The organism is Opitutaceae bacterium (assembly GCA_041395105.1).
GTDB lineage: Bacteria > Verrucomicrobiota > Verrucomicrobiia > Opitutales > Opitutaceae > B12-G4.
On record JAWLBB010000001.1, the window covers coordinates 1,527,298 to 1,543,311 of the forward strand.

Here is a 16,014-nt window from a genome sequence, read left to right on the forward strand (position 1 = left end):
TCATCTCTTCATGGAAAGAGTCTCATGATCTCGAACCACCATGACGGATGATTCATTTGACCTGCCGGGTTGCCTCGCGCAGGTGCGGGCGGGGGACCAGGCAGCCAGTCGCGACCTGGTCAATCACCTCTATCCTCTGGTCATCAAGATCGTGCGCTCCCATCTCCCCCGCCGGGCGGCGGAGGAGGATCTGGCTCAGGATATTTTCATCAAGATGTTCAACCGAATGCATCAGTATCACGGTGCGGTTCCCTTTCCGCATTGGGTCTCACGGATTGCGGTGACGACCTGCATCGACCAGTTGCGGTCGCAGAAGCGTCGCCCGGAATTCCGGATGGCGGATTTCTCCGAGGATGAGGCCCGCTTGATTGAAAATCTGGCAGACCCTTCGAACCGACCGGACCCGGTTGATGCCCTTGCTGCCCGGGAGTTGGTCGGCAGGCTCCTGGCCACACTCAGCCCGAAGGACCGGACGATCCTGACGCTGCTGGATCTGGAACGGCGGAGTCTGGCGGAGATTGCCTCAATGACCGGGTGGAACACGACCCTGATCAAAGTGAGGGCCTTTCGGGCGCGGAAGAAATTGCAGAAGGCATTTGAACAACTCAAAGAAAAGGAAAGCCATGAGTGAGAACAATCAGTCTTGGGAACGTCTGGTCGCCTGGGCCCGTCGGGTTCCGGACGGCCCGGATGCGCAGGCTCCCCTGGGTTTTGCCTCGCGGGTGGTGGCGCTCGCCTTCGAGCGCGAGAAGACCGAGCCCCTCTGGGAAATGCTTTCTCTTCGAGCGCTCGGGCTGGCCTCATTGGTCGCGATTGCGGCCGTGGCGGTCCATTTTTCAAGCAACCAGGCCTCCGCCTACACTGATATTGACCTGGTCGATCAAGCGGCCGCCGACCTTTTCCTGCCATGAGTTCCACTGAGAAATTCAAGATCACGCTCTATCTGGTGGCCATTTTCCTGGTCGGTTGTGTGGCTGGTGGGTTCGCGGCTCTCGCCTTGAAGCGCCCGCCGGGCCCGCCGAACATCACCAATCTGACCGATCGGCAGATGCAGCGGATGACCAGTGAACTGGCCTTGTCCGAGGAGCAGGCGGAGGCGATCCGGCCGATCGTCGCACAGATCTCGGAGGAGATCCGTGTTGTCCGCCGCGAGAGCATGGCGCAATTCGCGCGGATCTACGACGAGATGGTCCAGCGGATTGAGGCCGAGTTGACCCCGGAGCAGGCGGCTCTTTTCAGGGTCCGCGAGAAAGAACGCCGTGAGCGGGCGAACAGCATGATGATTCGCCGGCACAAGGACGGAATGGACCGGAAAGGATCGGGACCCGGTCCGCGTGATGGGGGTTGGCGCAGAGGCGAGGGGACTCCGCCGCCGGAGCCGCCGCCACTTCCGGAGCCGCCGCCTGAGGGCCCGTAAGAATCTGGAAGAGGCACTTGCTCCGGAGGGGAATCCCGGCCACCCTTCCCGGCCATGGAAACGACGCTGACCGGGAAGACGATCGTGGTCGGGATCACGGGTTCGATTGCCGCCTACAAGGGAGCTGATCTGGTCAGCCGCCTGCGCAAGGCGGGAGCGTCCGTTCATGTGGTCCTGACCGAAGGTGGTGCCCGGTTCATCACTCCCTTGACCCTGCAGGCCTTGAGCCGGAACCCGGTCGCCACGGATCTCTGGGATGAAGGCAACGGCTGGCAGCCCGGACATATTGACCTTGCCGACCGGGCCGACCTGCTGGTGGTGGCTCCGGCGACGGCGGATGTGATCGCCCGGTTTGCCCACGGTCTGGCTCCGGATTTTCTCTGCTCCCTTTACCTGGCCTGCCGGGCACCGGTCCTGATCGCTCCGGCCATGAACGGGAAAATGTACCTCCATCCGGCGACCCAGGCCAATCTGGAGACGCTCAGGTCCCGCGGGAACACCTTTGTCGGGCCGGAGGAGGGGATGCTCGCCTGCGGCTATGAAGGCATCGGCCGGCTCTGGCCGGTTGAGCAGATCGTTGAGCGGATCGAGGAAATGCTGGCGGGAGAGTAATCACTGAAACCTCCCTTTTGGGGTTGAAAGGCATCCGGACGGGCCTAGGTTCCCCATTGGCCAGGCCCTATGCAATGTCGGGCGAGTGAACTCCGCCAGGACCGGAAGGTAGCAACGGCAACTACGTTTCACATGTGCCGTAGTGTGCCTGGCCACTCTTTTTCCCATGTCCACCGGATACCAGGTTCTCGCCCGCAAGTGGCGTCCCCAGTCTTTTGACGAGGTCGTCGGGCAGGATCATGTCATCCGGACGTTGCGTAACGCGATAACCCGCAATCGGATCGCTCACGCCTACCTCTTCGTCGGCCCTCGCGGGACAGGAAAGACGACCACGGCCCGCCTGTTTGCCAAGGCGCTCAATTGTGAGCGGGGGCCCACGGCCGAACCCTGCGGAGTCTGTCCGGCCTGTGTCTCGATCACCGAGGGCAGTTCGATGGATGTCATCGAAATCGATGGAGCCTCCAACAACTCGGTCGACCAGGTTCGGGAGTTGCGTGACGATGTGCGCTACGCGCCGTCCCAGGGACGATTCAAGGTCTACATCATCGATGAAGTCCACATGCTCTCGAATCAGGCCTTCAACGCCCTGCTCAAGACCCTCGAGGAGCCTCCGGAGCATGTGAAGTTCGTTTTCGCCACGACGGAGGCGCAGAAAGTCCTGCCGACGATCATCTCCCGGTGTCAGCGCTTTGACCTGAAGCCCATCCAGGACGACGTCATCATCGAACGCCTCAAGTTGATCTGCGCCGAGGAAAAGATTGCCGCCGACGACGCGGCCCTGGCCGCCGTGGCCCGCCTGGCTGACGGCGGGATGCGCGATTCTCAATCCATCCTCGATCAGATGATCGCCTTTTGCGGAGAGACCATCACAGAGAGTGACGTGCTGGAGGTCTATGGCCTGGTCTCAGAAGCCGACGTGACCGCGCTTGCCCGGGCGGTGGCTGCGGCTGATTTTGCCGGAGTGGTCGCCCTGATCGACCGCTTCGATTCCGAGGGGCGGGATCTCTTCCGGGTGTTGATCGATCTTCAGGAAGTCGCCCAGGATGCGATGCTCGACTCGGTCAAAGGTAACGGCCGATCGAACCTGTTGGGAACGTCGATGACGACTGAGGCGTTGGCACGCCTGATTGACGGGCTCCGGCAAGGCGAAAACAGCCTGAAGTTCGGGCTGTCCGAGAAGGTCAATTTCGAGGTCACCCTGATTCGGGCGATCGAGAACAGCCGGGCGCGCGCCATCGATACCTTGATCCGCGAGCTGACCGGACTGGCCGCGCAGACCGGGGAACCTGCCGCGGAAGACGGCCAAAAAAAAAAGTCCCGGCTGAGCGCCTGATCCGGGAGAATCCGACGCCTCCAGTCTCAAGAACCGGGTTGGAGCCGGTGGCATCGAGCCGGCCGGAGGAATCACCCTTCCCCGACGAGGGGGACAGCGGAGAGGATCTTCCGACCGATTGGGAGCCGGAGGTGTCCGGAGCCGGGGGCGAAGCGGTTCCGTCCGGAAACCCGGATGAGTTGCTGGGTCCCGCACCCAGGCTCCAAGCGGTTGTCGATCGACTTCCGGAGTCCAATCGTGATCTTCTCGAGGAGCTCTTTCGGGCCAAGTTCATCGGCGTCCGCAAGCTCGACAAGGACGCACTGCGCTGAGCAGGGGTTGGGAGGAGGGACGGTGGGGCGAAGGTTTCGGACCTGGATCCGAGAGCCAACCAACCGGGGGGCGTTTTGATAAGGCAGACGTGACGGCATTCCCTGCCCAAGGCACTTTCAACAACACGCAGCCAAGAGGAATGGCGCGTGGTCAAGGGGTATGATCGCCGTCTTGTCTCGGAGCCGCATGAGGCTGGCCGGGCACCATTCAGATCGGCTAGGGAATGTCTCCGGCAACTTCCGTCGGTCCTCCGCCCTCCGGCCGACCGCGTCACGTTCCCCCGGTCCATCCGCCCTCGATCACGGGCCGGCCTAGGGTGCCGGGGAGGTAGAGGTAGGTAAAGGTCGGCAGGTGCTCGAATGGCGGCTGGAGTCGGACCGGCTCATAGGCGTAGAGCCCCACGTTGACACCCTCCAGGCGGTGGAGCTCGCGCAGGCAGGCTTCGGTTACGGCCCAGAGCTCCCCTGGGATGCCGATTGCGTCCCCGGGGTGGACCACCATCCCCGGGTAGCCGGTCAATTGATGAAGCCTGTAGCCGGGCCGGGTGCGGGCCTCGCCGAGGAAGCGCTGCCCCTCAATAAACGGATGGTTTTCGTATCCCCGCATCAGGGTGCCGTAAACGAAGACCAGATGGTCTTCGGCTGGATAATCGACGGGGGAAGTCACCGATCAAATCGATTCGAGAGGGTCCGTGGCCACCTCGATGACCATCGCGGTACAGTTGTCCTTTCCCGAGTTCTCGACGGCGATCTGGACCAGATGATCGGCGATCTTCGGGTCAATCGGCTCCTCGGTGGACAGGGCTTCTTCCAGATGTCGGTCCCACAGTCCGTCGATCAGGCCGTCGGAGCAGATAAGAAACCGGTCGCCGGCTTCCAGTCCGACCGCCCCGATCTGTGGTTCGATGAACTGGGTATTGGCTCCGAGGGCTTGCTGGAGGGCGCTTTTTCGAGGGTGGTCGCGGGCTTCACGTTCGGAAATCGAGCCATTTCGAAAGAGCCATCCGACGTGGGTATGGTCGTGGGAGAGTTGCTTCAGGGATCCCCCTTTGGGCAGGTAGTAGATCCGACTGTCGCCGATATGGCCGTAGAACATCCACTCGGGCGTAAACCAGCACAGGCTGAGGGTGGCCCCCATCCCCTGGCATTCCTCGTAGCTGAATCCCAATCGGGTCAGGCTCTGGTGAATCCCGATGAAAAGTTCCTGAAGCAGGTCTGAGAATCCGCTGGAAAGCCCGGCTGCGCTCAGGCGGTATCCCTTGGGCAGCAGACGGGTGATGCCGTCGATTGCGAGGCGGCTGGCGAATTCGCCGGACTTCGCTCCGCCCATCCCGTCGCTGACGGCGAAGACGCAGTCATTGGTTTCGACTGTCTTCTGCCCGATGCGTCCGAGAACCTGCATCTCCCGGCCGTCAAAGGTCAGGGCGAGAAATGAATCCTCGTTGTTCTGGCGGACACTCCCGGGATGGGTCTTGGCCGACCAGCGTAGGGAAAGATGCCCGGCCGGGGTCTCCTCGGTGTCATCCGGCATCGACGGCGGGCTTGGGGGGGTCGTTGAGGATGGTGGCGAACTCGAAATCGATCAGGCAAAAACGCCCGTCGGTCTGCCGGTAGGTGACGTTTCGAAGGAAGGCGTCCTCATGGCGAACTCCGAAGGTCTCGAGTTCGTCGTAGAGTTCCTTCATCCGTTCCTCGCTGAGGTGATCGACCCGGGAACCGCAATTGGTGGTGATCATATTGAGCGTTTCCGGATGGGCCTCGAGCAGGCGCGGTACGAAATCGCACCCGACCTGCTCAAGATAGCGCAGCACCTTGACCTCGTTTTCGAACCGTTCCCGGGCCTTGGGGCCGCGGAATGTCTTGTGGACGCGGCCGTCGTAGCCGATCCGGACAATGGCGCGACCGGTATCCTTGATCTCATGCATCAGCCGTGGAGGGGAGGTTAAAAGAGGGTAATGAAGAAGGTTTCCGGAGGATTGGCAATTTTCTCTTTATCTGTGGCATGTATTGTGCTGACTGGTGGGGTTGCCTGTGAATCACATGCGCAGGGTCAGATGCCGTCGTTTCGGGTGTCGATCCATCTTGAAGACAACTCCCATAGAATACACCAAACAAATATGGCCAAACTGAAACTGGAATACCTCTGGCTTGATGGTTACACCCCTGTAGCCAACATCCGAGGCAAGACTAAAGTCGTCGACGGCGACCCGGATACCTTTTCGCTGGAGGATTGCCCGATGTGGGGATTCGACGGCAGCTCAACCAAGCAGGCCGAGGGCAAGAACTCGGACTGTCTGCTGAAACCGGTCGCGCTCTTCAAGGACAGCACCAAACGAAACGGCTTCCTGGTGATGTCCGAGGTAATGAATCCGGACGGCACCCCGCATCCCACGAATTCCCGTGCGACGATCGAGGATGATCCGGGCACCTGGTTCGGATTTGAGCAGGAGTATTTCCTCTACCAGGACGGCCGTCCTCTCGGTTTTCCGGAAACCGGATATCCGGCCCCTCAGGGCGGTTACTATACGGGAGTCGGCTACGCCAATGTCGGCGATATCGCCCGTGCCATCGTGGATGAGCACCTTGACCTCTGTATCGACGCCGGGATCAACCATGAGGGGATCAACGCCGAGGTGGCCAAGGGTCAGTGGGAGTTCCAGATCTTCGGCAAGGGATCCGCGACTGCCGCGGACCAGATCTGGGTTGCCCGTTACCTTCTTCTTCGTCTTTGCGAAAAGTATGGCGTGGATGTCGAGTGGCACTGCAAGCCGATCAAGGGTGACTGGAACGGCTCGGGCATGCACTGCAATTTCTCGACCCAGTACATGCGTGAAGTCGGCGGCAAGGAATACTTCGAGAAGCTGATGGAAGCCTTCAACAAGTACAGGGACGAACACATCGCCGTCTACGGTCCGGACAATCACCTGCGTCTGACCGGCCTGCACGAGACCCAGTCGATCGACAAGTTCAACTATGGCCTGGCCGATCGTGGCGCCTCGGTGCGTATCCCGCACAGCTTCATCAATAACGGCTACAAGGGATACCTCGAAGACCGTCGTCCGAACTCCCAGGGAGATCCCTACAAGATCGCGTCGCGGATTCTCAAGACGATCAGCACGGTCCCGACCAGCTGATCCTGGGTCCTGACTCTCTTCGGCGCCGCCTCGCAAGGGGCGGCGTTTTTCTTTGGCGGGCGCGGCGTCTCGGGGACAGCTCCTTATTCGATGATCATCTCGTCGACCGACTGACTGGCCGGAATCATTGGGATGACGTGCTCGTTGTAGGGCACGATGACATCGAGCAGGTAGGGGCCGTCGCAGTCGAGCATCTCCTGGATCGCTTCCCGCAGTTCAGACTTCAGATGCACCCGGCGCGAGGGCACACCGAAGCCCCGGGCGATGGTGACAAAATCCGGGTAGATGCCCCCGAGGTTCTCCGGGGTCCCGATATTGGAGGCATCGCCGAGGATGGTGTGGCCGCGCACGCTGTTGTAGAAGCGATCCTCCCACTGAACGACCATGCCCAGATGCTGATTGTTGAGGACCATCGCCTTGGCCCCGATCTTCTCGATCTTGGCCGTGGCGAGTTCCTGGATGTTCATGAGGAAGGAACCGTCTCCGTCAATATCGATGACCTGCCGGTCGGGGAAGGCGGCCTTGGCCCCGATCGCGGCCGGGTATCCGTAGCCCATCGAGCCCAGCCCGAGGGAACTGACCAGGCAGCGCGGCTTGTTGAAGTCGTAGAACTGGGCGGACCACATCTGGTGCTGGCCGACCCCGGTTGTGATGATGGCTTCGCCTTTGGTCAGTTCGCAAAGAGTTTGAATGGCTTCCTGGGGCAGGATATGCTTGCTCTTGCGGTAACTGAACGGGTGATCGCGTTTCCATCCTTCGATTTTCTCAAGCCAGGCCCCGGTGTCGGGGGCCTTGAACTTGAGAGCCTCCATCAATTCGTTCATCCGCCGGAGCGCGTATCCGATCTCCGAGACGATCGGATGATCGACCCGTTTGTTCTTGTTGTGTTCCGAGGCGTCGATATCGACGTGGACGATGGACGCTTCCGGGGCGAAGCGGGCCGGGTCACCGGTGATGCGGTCATCGAAGCGTGCCCCGAAGGCGAGGAGCAGATCCGACTGATGGACCGCCCAGTTGCCGTAGGCGGAACCGTGCATGCCGAACCACTTCATGGAGAGTGGATGGGTTTCGGGAAAGGCGCCCACACCCATGAGGGTGGTGGCGACCGGTATCCGTGTCCGTTCGGCAAAGGCTTTGAGATCATTGCTGGCTTCGGCCGAAATGACGCCGCCGCCGACGTAGAGGACGGGCCTGGTGGACGCGCTGATCAGTGCGAGAATATGCTTCAGTTCCTCGTCGGTGGCGTGAGCGGGCATCTTGCTCGAGCGCAACTCGATCGCGTGGGGAAAATTCGGTCGGGACAGGGCCTGCTGTACATCCTTGGGAATGTCCACCACGACTGGTCCGGGACGGCCGGTGCGTGCGATGAGGAACGCCTCCTTGATGACGTGAGGGATATCGTTCACGTCGAGGATCAGGTAGCTGTGTTTGACGACCGGGAGGGTCATCCCGAAGAAATCGGTCTCCTGGAAGGCGGATTTCCCGATGAACTTCTGGTAGACCTGGCCGGTGATCGCGACCAGCGGCGTGCTGTCCATGAAGGCATCCGCGATCGCGGTGACCAGATTGGTCGCGCCGGGTCCACTGGTCGCCATGCACACCCCGACTTTGCCGCTGGCCCGGGCATAGCCCTCGGCCGCGAACGCGCCTCCCTGTTCGTGGCGGGGCAGGATGGTCCGGATGCTTTGCGATTTGGCGAGGGCCTGGTGAAGCTCCATCGAGGCACCACCCGGGTAGGCAAAGACCGTATCGACGCCTTCGCGTGCGAGGCATTCAATGACGATTTCAGCGCCTTTCATTTCAGGCCCGATGTCCGGCTTGGGGAAGGTGGCGACTTGATTGGCAGGTTTCATGACGTGAACGGGTAAAAACGTCGAAAGGATGAGAGGGCCCGGGGGTGAAGCAAGCCCGGATTCCCGGAAGAAAAGCAATCCAGACCCCTTATACGGCCTTGCCGCGGTCAGGGTGGGTTCCGACAATCTCCCACGTGTTCAGGGTTCTTTTGATTGGGGATGTGGTGGGCCGTCCGGGCCGATCGTACCTGGCGGCCCATCTGCCCGGTCTGCGAAAGGAACTGGAGGTCGACCTGGACGTGGCCAATGGGACAAGAAAAGATGATATGGGGGGATTTTTCATACACTTGTCAGTCCGGCCACTTTCGGTGGTCCTGACAACTCCCCCATGTCATCTATTGATCCCTCAGGTTCTTGACCACGCGTTCGCTTGAGCGGCCGATCTCCGTACCGCCCCCCCCGAGCGATCCTCATCTCCGGTCAAGCCGGGCCCGTCAGGTGACAATTCGGTGACGCGACCGCTTCCCGTTGACGGCCGACGGATCCGAGACTTGCTCTTGATGATGATCCGATTGATCCTGTCCGCCTCCGTCTTCGTCACGACCCTCCTTTCAGGGAAGGAACCCGCAGAATTGAAGGAATTCTTCTTCACCCCATCGTTTCCAGCGGAGAACATCGATTCGGTCGCGACCTGGACTGGCCCCTCCGGTGAGTACTGGCTCTTGGCCACGGCCAAGTCCAGTCATTGCATCCACGTATACGACGGCATCAACGGGGCGTTCATCCGCCGGGTGGGCGGTCTTGGCGATCTTCCGGGTCAGTTTGCCCGGCCGAACGGGATCCTCGTTCACGGAGACCTCGTCTTCGTGGTCGAACGCGACAATCATCGGGTGCAGGTGCTGACGCTTCCGGATTTCCGATCCATCGGTATTTTCGGGACAGAAGAGCTGATCAAACCCTATGGTCTGGCTATGATCGAGGCGGGTGGAGAGAATCAGATCACCGTCTATGTGACGGACAATTACGAGACGGAGGCAGGTGAAGTGCCTCCGGCCGCTGAGTTGGGCCGTCGGGTGAAGGTTTATGGGGTCGAGTTGCACGCCGACAGCGTTGAAGGAGAGCTGACTTCGGTCTTTGGGGATACTCTCCGGTCCGGGCAACCTTCACGTGGTGGAATCGATTGCGGCCGACAGCGTCCATAATCGGCTTCTCGTCGCCGACGAGGACATGGCTGACGGGATGGATATCAAGATCTACGACCTCGGCGGGAGGTTTACCGGTCAGTCCATCGGGAAAGGGATCTTCAAATACCAACCGGAGGGAATCGCTCTGGACTTGCAAAACGGAATCTGGATTGCGACGGACCAGGGAAAGACGACGAATCTATTCCATCTCTTTGACCGGGAGAGTCTGGATTGGCTGGGAACCTTCTCCGGTGAGCGGACCTTGAATACGGATGGCATCTGTTTCAGTCCGGAACCCCACGAGCGGTTCCCGGACGGGCTGTTGTTTGCGGTCGACGACGATGCCTCGGTTGCCGCCTTTTCGTGGAGCGAGGTCATGAACGCGGTCCTTTCAAACGTGCGGGAGTAGGGTGGCGGGCGGATTTCCACGTCCGACGTCCCGCAGAAACGGGCCTGGCCGATAGGTTGACTTTCGCCGTCCGGCTGGCTTTTCCCTCCGCTGCCACCCGCTGTGTCGGGATGGTTGATTCCATCTCGAGCAGGGAATCGCTGGTCCTCAGGCCGAACTCAACGGCACTCTGTTACCGATTCGTGTCAATTGCGTCAAAGCCGCAACAGGCGTGTGACTATTCTGCGAACATTCGAATTCGTTTTGACAGAGCCAACCCTCGGCTGAGCTAGGTGGGGGAGCGCCCTGAATGGGCGCCACGAATTATCCAGCGAAAACCACCACGATGAGCACTTCCTGCCAATCCATGAAGCACCGGCGCACCCGCCGGTTTCTCCTCTTTCTGGGTCTCACCTGCGGCCTATGGGCCCAGTTACAAGCCCAAGACACCGCGGTCCTCGGCGGTCGTGTCTCCGCCGCATCCGACGGGCTTCCCCTTGAAGGGGTTCAGGTGACCATCGACCGCCTGTCACAGAGCGCCTCGACCGGGCGTGGCGGGCGCTACCAGTTGAGCGGTCTGCCCACCGGAACGGTGCGGGTGCTCTTCAATTACGTGGGACTGGCGGAGGTTTCCCGGGAAGTTGCCCTTCGTGCCGGCGACAATCGCCTGGATGTGGCCATGGAGTGGGAGGTCTTCGAACTCGACGCCTTTGTCGTCGAAGGCAGCGCCATCGGCCAGGCACGGGCTCTCAATCTGCAACGCAGCGCCGACACCTTGAGTACGATCGTCTCCGCGGATGCAATCGGGCGTTTCCCCGACCAGAATGCCGCCGAAGCATTGAGTCGCCTGCCCGGAATCTCGGTGGAACGCGACCAGGGTGAGGGCCGTTTCGTGGTCGTCCGGGGTATTGACCCCAATCTCAATTCAGTCGCATTGGACGGGGTCAAGCTCGCCTCGCCGAGCGCCGGTGAGCGGGCCACGTTGCTCGACACGATCCCCACCGATACATTGCAGAGCATTGAGGTCTTCAAGTCGACCCTGCCGAGCCAATCCGGTGATTCGGTGGGCGGCTACATCAATATCCGCACGCCCAGCGCATTCGATGATGATGCACGCATCCTGCGCTTTGGTATTCAGGGAAACTACTCCGATCTGGCCGGCGATTGGCGAGGCAAAGTCAACGGTGCCTTCGGTCAGCAATTCAACGAGGGAAAAGTCGGATTCATGATCAACGCCTCCTATGAGGAGCGCGAGTTTGGCTCCGACAACAAAGAGGCGGATCCGTGGACCGTGGAAGAGGGTGGCGACGGTTCTTCCGGCTACATTTCCGAAGCAATCCAATTCCGCGAATACGATCTGGTGCGGACCCGCACCGGAATCTCCGCCAACCTCGAATTCAAGCCATCTCCCGAAGCCTACTACTTTTTGCGCGGCAGCTGGAACGAATACGAGGACACCGAAATCCGCCACCGCATGATTTTAGAAGATCTCGAGGACTTCCGCGAAATCGAGAATGACACATTCATCGCCGATACCGCGGTTGCGGTCCGGGAAATGAAGGACCGGACCGAAAACATGCGGATCATGGCCGCCTCCATCGGCGGAGAAAACCAGATTGGCCAACTCAAGGTCGATTACCGCTTGTCCTATTCCAAAGCCGAGGAGGACACGCCCTTCGATCTTGAAACCGTCTACGAATTCACAGAGGATGTCGGATTGCGCTTCACCGGCACCAGCGGCGACCTGCCGGCGCATGAACAGCTCACCGGACCGTCCCTGACGGACCCGGACAATTACGATTTCGACGGGGTGGAACTGGCCAGCCAGCTGGTGGGCGAAACGGATATCTCAGGGGACGTCAAGTTGACCTACGATTTCAATCAGCCGACCCTCCGATCGGTTTCGTTCGGCGGGCTGTTCCGCACCAAGGAAAAGACGAGCGATCTGGAAGTCTTCAAGAACGACGACAATCCCAGCCAGGTCGATACCCTCAGCGGCTTTGTTTATGCCAATCCGCGTGACACCTATCGGTCCGGATTGCCCTATATTTCACCTGATTTCTCAACGTTTTTCAGGGACAACCGCGCTGCCTTCGCCATGGAGCGCGATGAAGTCGATTCCATTCTGGAAGACTTCCGCTCCGACGAAGATGTCGCGGCGGGCTTCGCCATGGCAACCCTAGACCTCGCCGGATGGCAGCTCATTGCCGGCGTTCGCGTCGAAAACACGCGTTTCAAAACCTCGGGATATTCCTTCAATGATGACAGGGGCGACATCTTCACGGTGAGCGCTTCCCGGGATTATACCGATGTCTTGCCCGGCCTCCATTTGCGCAAGGACTTCGGGGCCGACAGCGTCCTCCGCTTCTCCGTGAACAAGACCCTGTCGCGGCCGAACTTTGAGCAAACCATACCGAACGCGGAAATCGAGGGTGACGAGGTCACCGTCGGCAATCCCCTCCTTGATCCGCTGGAGTCCTTCAATGTCGATTTGTCGTTCGAGCGCTACCTGCGCCCGCTGGGGCTATTCTCCGCAGCGGTGTTCTACAAGGAAATCGACAACTTCATCTACGAACAGGTGATCAACGGAACCTTCCCCGGCGTTGGCGATGCGGAGATCACCACCTTCCGCAATGGACCCTCCGGATCGATCCTCGGCCTCGAACTCGCCTATCAGCGTCAGCTCAACTTTCTGCCTGCAGCCTTCGATGGTATGAGTTTCTACAGCAATCTGACGTTGGTTGATTCGGAGGCAGACGTGCTCGGACCCGAAGAAGGCGATCCGACCCGCGAGGTGCCGTTTATCAAGCAATCCGATTGGATCGCCAACATCGCCCTTACCTACGAGAAGCACGGGATCTTTGCCCGTCTCGCCTACAGCTACCGCGATGATTACCTCGATGAGGTCGGAGAGGAATCGATCGAGGATCGCTATATCTCCAATTTCGGCCAGCTTGACTTGTCGCTCGCCTATACCGTCAACCAAAACGTGACCGTATTCGCAAACTGGGTCAATATCACCAATGAACCCCTCCGGGCCAATTGGGATGTTTCCGGTCGCCTGTCCCAATTTGAAGAGTACGGCTGGAGCGTCAACGCGGGCCTCAAGCTGGTGTTCTAGTCTCGGGGATCGGAAGCGGATTGGCTGATTTGACAAGAACAGGGGTCATCGTTCAGTTCTCAGTTCATGGGCTGGACGGGACCGATGCGGTAAGTCACTTCCGTTGTCGATGCCGCGCACGCCTCGAGCGGTCGGGCGACATCCCTGCTATTACGTGATCAATCGCGGGAGTTTCCGTCGTTTCATCTTCGAGACAGACGGCGCTCGAGAGGGGGAAAAAGGGATGACATGGGGCATACCATCATTGTCGAAGGGACGATGGGTTTCGACGTGCGCTTTGTCTTCCTTCATCTCTGGCGGCCTTGGAGACGGCGATTTCGGAACGGGCGGACGCCGGCCGAATCCGAACAAGCCGTAGGAAACAACGTTTTGTTTTCGAGCGTGAAGGACCAGGTTGTTCCCTACAGTTTGTTTGTGACCGCTTGTCACCACGTAACCGTGGTTGTTCGCTCCGTGCTTTCGTGATTGCGGGCGGTTGGCGACCCGACCAGAATCGCGGGGTGTTCAGGGTTCTTTTCATTGGGGATGTGGTGGGCCGTCCGGGCCGATCGTACCTGGCGGCCCATCTGCCCGGTCTGCGAAAGGAACTGGAGGTCGACCTGGTGGTGGCCAATGGTGAAAATGCCGCGGCTGGAGCCGGCATCACCAAACCGTTGGCCGAGGAATTGTTGGCGGCTGGAACCGATGGCCTTACCCTCGGGGACCACGTCTGGGATCAACGCGGGTTTGAAACAGTGATCGGAGAAATGGACCGGATCTGCCGGCCGGCCAACCTCGACTCCTCCTGTCCGGGGCGGGACCATCTGATCCTCGAGGCTGCCGGTCGGCGGATCGCGGTATTCACGCTGCTGGGCCGGCAGTTCATGAAGCCGAGGGATTGCCCCTTCCGGGCGGCCGATCGCCTGATTGAACGTCTCAACGGTCAGGTCGACGGCATGATCGCGGAAATCCACGCCGAGGCCACTTCGGAGAAAATCGCGTTCGGCCGTTACCTGGACGGTCGGGTCAGCGCGGTCATCGGCACCCACACCCACGTGACGACGGCCGACGCTTCGATTCTCCCGAAGGGGACCGGGTATATCACCGATGTCGGGATGACGGGCCCGCATGACTCGATCATCGGGAGGGAAGTCGACCCGGTCGTCGCCGGGTTTCTGGACGGAATGCCACGTCGGTTTCAGGTGGCGGCCGGAGATGCCCGGCTTTCGGCGATCCTGCTGGAGATCGAGCCGGACGGTCGCTGTTCTTCGATTCAACCGATCCGGAAGTAAGTCTCTCAGGCCGGCTTCTGCGCGAGCTGTTTGGCCTCCTCGTAGATCCCGAGATTGCGGAAGCGATCGTAGCGGCGCTTGATCCGGGTCTCCGGCTTGAGGGACTCGATCGCCTTCAGGTGGCGCTGGAGAGCCTTGCCGAGGTTGGCAGCGGCCTGGACCGGATCGGTGTGGTTGCCGCCGAACGGCTCGGCGACCACTTCGTCGATGACGCCGGTCCGGGTCAGCATTTCATTGTCGCCGAGTCGCAATGCGGTGGCGGCCTTGGCGGCGGAGCCCTTGTCCTTCCAGAGGATGGCCGAGCAGCTCTCGGGAGAAATGACGGAATAATAGGCGTTTTCGAAAATGAGAACCCGGTCGGCCACGGCGATGCCGAGGGCTCCGCCGGATCCACCCTCGCCGATGACGACGGTGACGATGGGCACCCTCAATCGGCTCATTTCGAGCAGGTTGACGGCGATCGCTTCGGCGACGTGGCGCTCTTCCGATCCGATGCCCGGGAAAGCGCCGGGGGTGTCCACAAAACTGATGATCGGCAGATTGAACTTTTCTGCCATCTTCATCAACCGGAGTGCTTTGCGGTAGCCTTCCGGGTGGGGCATGCCGAAATTGCGGAGGAGGTTGTCCTTCGTATTACGCCCCTTCTGCTGGCCGATGATCATGACCGGCCGACCTTCGAAATGGGCCGGGCCACCGACCATGGAACGGTCGTCGCGGAAAAGACGGTCTCCATGCAACTCCTGGAATCCGCTGAAGAGTTGGGACACGAAATCCAAGGTGAACGGACGCTTCGGGTGGCGGGCGATCTGGACCCGCTGCCAGGGGGAGAGGTTGTCGTAGATCGCGCGTTTGGTCGCCTCGATCTTGCGCTCGATCGCCGCAACCTCGGTGGATACGCCTACGTTGTTCTCGATCGACAACTGGTGAAGCTGTTCGAGTTGGCGGTCGAGATCCCGGAGGGGTTTTTCAAACTCCAGGGCGTAGAGCCGTTTTTCCATAAGGACGACGGTAATGATGCGGTCCTGAATCTGTCAATCGAAGGCGAAGGGGCCGGAGACCGGGGAAAAGGGCAGGATTTCAGGTCCCGGGCTTCTTCACGGAGGCGTCTTGCTGCAGGGAATCCTTCCATCCCAGCATGCGGGCCGCAGCGCCGAACTTCTCCGCCATTTCCTTGTTGCCGCACTCCATCCAGATCCGCGAGAGGCTCGTATTGACAAAGATGTCGTCGGGCTGGAGGGCATGGGCTTTCTGCGCGGCAGCGAGGGCCTGGTCGAAACGGCGGGCGGAAAAATGGACCTCGGCGAGGGCGTGCCAGGCGGTGAAACTCTCCGGCTCCGAGTCGAGAGCCCGCGTCAGCTTGGTCACGGCGGCAGCGTCATCGCCCATCGTGAAATCGAACGTTGCGTCTTCGATCAGGGCCTGGAGCTCCGTGGGATTCATGAATGGCCGG

General features: G+C 60.4%; 17 protein-coding genes and 1 other RNA gene. 12 read left to right on the forward strand and 6 right to left on the reverse strand.

What is annotated here, in order from left to right; all coding sequences use genetic code 11:
• The first annotated feature begins 40 nt into the window (after positions 1-40).
• From R3F07_06020 to R3F07_06050, 7 genes are all read left to right on the forward strand, one after another.
• Positions 41-631 carry an RNA polymerase sigma factor gene (locus R3F07_06020; GenBank protein ID MEZ5275917.1) on the forward strand — a complete coding sequence of 197 codons (591 nt, stop codon included), beginning with the start codon at positions 41-43 and terminating at the stop codon, positions 629-631.
• Entirely contained in the window at positions 624-911 is a 288-nt protein-coding gene (locus R3F07_06025) for a hypothetical protein (protein ID MEZ5275918.1), read from the forward strand. The genes R3F07_06020 and R3F07_06025 overlap by 8 nt, the downstream gene beginning before the upstream one ends.
• Positions 908-1,417, forward strand: a complete 510-nt coding sequence (locus R3F07_06030; GenBank protein ID MEZ5275919.1) for a hypothetical protein — start codon at positions 908-910, stop codon at positions 1,415-1,417. The genes R3F07_06025 and R3F07_06030 overlap by 4 nt, the downstream gene beginning before the upstream one ends.
• 54 nt (positions 1,418-1,471) lie before the next feature.
• Positions 1,472-2,029 carry a flavoprotein gene (locus R3F07_06035; protein MEZ5275920.1) on the forward strand — a complete coding sequence of 186 codons (558 nt, stop codon included), beginning with the start codon at positions 1,472-1,474 and terminating at the stop codon, positions 2,027-2,029.
• Positions 2,030-2,087: 58 nt separating this feature from the next.
• Positions 2,088-2,186: signal recognition particle sRNA small type (gene ffs, locus R3F07_06040), an RNA gene on the forward strand.
• Positions 2,187-2,195: 9 nt separating this feature from the next.
• Positions 2,196-3,362 (forward strand): DNA polymerase III subunit gamma/tau, encoded by a 1,167-nt coding sequence (gene dnaX, locus R3F07_06045; GenBank protein ID MEZ5275921.1) that lies wholly within the window; start codon positions 2,196-2,198, stop codon positions 3,360-3,362.
• A 47-nt stretch (positions 3,363-3,409) separates the two neighbouring features.
• On the forward strand, positions 3,410-3,673 hold the full coding sequence (locus R3F07_06050; protein MEZ5275922.1) for a hypothetical protein: 264 nt from the start codon (positions 3,410-3,412) through the stop codon (positions 3,671-3,673).
• A 271-nt stretch (positions 3,674-3,944) separates the two neighbouring features.
• Here R3F07_06050 and R3F07_06055 read toward each other — a convergent pair whose 3' ends face one another.
• The 3 genes from R3F07_06055 to R3F07_06065 are packed head-to-tail and all read right to left on the reverse strand — an operon-like array spanning position 3,945 to position 5,598.
• The gene (locus tag R3F07_06055) at positions 3,945-4,340 is read right to left on the reverse strand and encodes a gamma-glutamylcyclotransferase family protein (protein ID MEZ5275923.1); all 396 of its coding nucleotides are present in this window, start codon (positions 4,338-4,340) and stop codon (positions 3,945-3,947) included.
• A 3-nt stretch (positions 4,341-4,343) separates the two neighbouring features.
• Positions 4,344-5,204 (reverse strand): protein phosphatase 2C domain-containing protein, encoded by an 861-nt coding sequence (locus tag R3F07_06060; protein MEZ5275924.1) that lies wholly within the window; start codon positions 5,202-5,204, stop codon positions 4,344-4,346.
• On the reverse strand, positions 5,194-5,598 hold the full coding sequence (locus tag R3F07_06065; protein ID MEZ5275925.1) for a serine/threonine protein phosphatase: 405 nt from the start codon (positions 5,596-5,598) through the stop codon (positions 5,194-5,196). Before R3F07_06065 ends, R3F07_06060 begins: the two co-directional genes overlap by 11 nt.
• A 192-nt stretch (positions 5,599-5,790) precedes the next feature.
• Between R3F07_06065 and R3F07_06070 the strand changes: the two genes are divergently transcribed.
• Positions 5,791-6,807, forward strand: coding sequence for a glutamine synthetase beta-grasp domain-containing protein (locus R3F07_06070; GenBank protein ID MEZ5275926.1), 1,017 nt, complete (start codon positions 5,791-5,793; stop codon positions 6,805-6,807).
• Positions 6,808-6,890: 83 nt separating this feature from the next.
• Here R3F07_06070 and ilvB read toward each other — a convergent pair whose 3' ends face one another.
• On the reverse strand, positions 6,891-8,660 hold the full coding sequence (gene ilvB, locus R3F07_06075; protein ID MEZ5275927.1) for a biosynthetic-type acetolactate synthase large subunit: 1,770 nt from the start codon (positions 8,658-8,660) through the stop codon (positions 6,891-6,893).
• Positions 8,661-9,160: 500 nt separating this feature from the next.
• On the opposite strand from ilvB, the gene R3F07_06080 reads away from it, so the two are divergent.
• The 4 genes from R3F07_06080 (at position 9,161) to R3F07_06095 (ending at position 14,564) form a co-directional block, all read left to right on the forward strand.
• The gene (locus tag R3F07_06080; GenBank protein MEZ5275928.1) at positions 9,161-9,802 is read left to right on the forward strand and encodes a hypothetical protein; all 642 of its coding nucleotides are present in this window, start codon (positions 9,161-9,163) and stop codon (positions 9,800-9,802) included.
• On the forward strand, positions 9,768-10,193 hold the full coding sequence (locus R3F07_06085) for a hypothetical protein (GenBank protein MEZ5275929.1): 426 nt from the start codon (positions 9,768-9,770) through the stop codon (positions 10,191-10,193). Before R3F07_06080 ends, R3F07_06085 begins: the two co-directional genes overlap by 35 nt.
• 325 nt (positions 10,194-10,518) lie before the next feature.
• Positions 10,519-13,293 carry a TonB-dependent receptor gene (locus R3F07_06090; GenBank protein MEZ5275930.1) on the forward strand — a complete coding sequence of 925 codons (2,775 nt, stop codon included), beginning with the start codon at positions 10,519-10,521 and terminating at the stop codon, positions 13,291-13,293.
• 500 nt (positions 13,294-13,793) lie between these two features.
• Complete coding sequence (locus R3F07_06095; GenBank protein ID MEZ5275931.1) at positions 13,794-14,564, forward strand: TIGR00282 family metallophosphoesterase; 771 nt, start codon at positions 13,794-13,796, stop codon at positions 14,562-14,564.
• A gap of 5 nt (positions 14,565-14,569) precedes the next feature.
• Here R3F07_06095 and R3F07_06100 read toward each other — a convergent pair whose 3' ends face one another.
• Positions 14,570-15,562: an acetyl-CoA carboxylase carboxyltransferase subunit alpha gene (locus R3F07_06100; protein ID MEZ5275932.1), complete on the reverse strand. Its 993-nt coding sequence runs from the start codon at positions 15,560-15,562 to the stop codon at positions 14,570-14,572.
• A gap of 79 nt (positions 15,563-15,641) precedes the next feature.
• Positions 15,642-16,004: a tetratricopeptide repeat protein gene (locus R3F07_06105; GenBank protein ID MEZ5275933.1), complete on the reverse strand. Its 363-nt coding sequence runs from the start codon at positions 16,002-16,004 to the stop codon at positions 15,642-15,644.
• Positions 16,005-16,014 lie beyond the last annotated feature (10 nt).

Excerpts from the sequence above, each read along its gene's own strand:
- R3F07_06060 (MEZ5275924.1), bottom strand. The coding sequence starts at position 5,204 with ATGCCGGATGACACCGAGGAGACCCCGGCCGGGCATCTTTCCCTACGC.
- R3F07_06020 (MEZ5275917.1), top strand. The coding sequence starts at position 41 with ATGACGGATGATTCATTTGACCTGCCGGGTTGCCTCGCGCAGGTGCGG.
- R3F07_06080 (MEZ5275928.1), top strand. The coding sequence starts at position 9,161 with ATGATGATCCGATTGATCCTGTCCGCCTCCGTCTTCGTCACGACCCTC.
- dnaX (MEZ5275921.1), top strand. The coding sequence starts at position 2,196 with ATGTCCACCGGATACCAGGTTCTCGCCCGCAAGTGGCGTCCCCAGTCT.
- R3F07_06070 (MEZ5275926.1), top strand. The coding sequence starts at position 5,791 with ATGGCCAAACTGAAACTGGAATACCTCTGGCTTGATGGTTACACCCCT.
- R3F07_06035 (MEZ5275920.1), top strand. The coding sequence starts at position 1,472 with ATGGAAACGACGCTGACCGGGAAGACGATCGTGGTCGGGATCACGGGT.
- R3F07_06025 (MEZ5275918.1), top strand. The coding sequence starts at position 624 with ATGAGTGAGAACAATCAGTCTTGGGAACGTCTGGTCGCCTGGGCCCGT.
- ilvB (MEZ5275927.1), bottom strand. The coding sequence starts at position 8,660 with ATGAAACCTGCCAATCAAGTCGCCACCTTCCCCAAGCCGGACATCGGG.
- R3F07_06030 (MEZ5275919.1), top strand. The coding sequence starts at position 908 with ATGAGTTCCACTGAGAAATTCAAGATCACGCTCTATCTGGTGGCCATT.
- R3F07_06105 (MEZ5275933.1), bottom strand. The coding sequence starts at position 16,004 with ATGAATCCCACGGAGCTCCAGGCCCTGATCGAAGACGCAACGTTCGAT.
- R3F07_06090 (MEZ5275930.1), top strand. The coding sequence starts at position 10,519 with ATGAGCACTTCCTGCCAATCCATGAAGCACCGGCGCACCCGCCGGTTT.
- R3F07_06065 (MEZ5275925.1), bottom strand. The coding sequence starts at position 5,598 with ATGCATGAGATCAAGGATACCGGTCGCGCCATTGTCCGGATCGGCTAC.
- R3F07_06100 (MEZ5275932.1), bottom strand. The coding sequence starts at position 15,562 with ATGGAAAAACGGCTCTACGCCCTGGAGTTTGAAAAACCCCTCCGGGAT.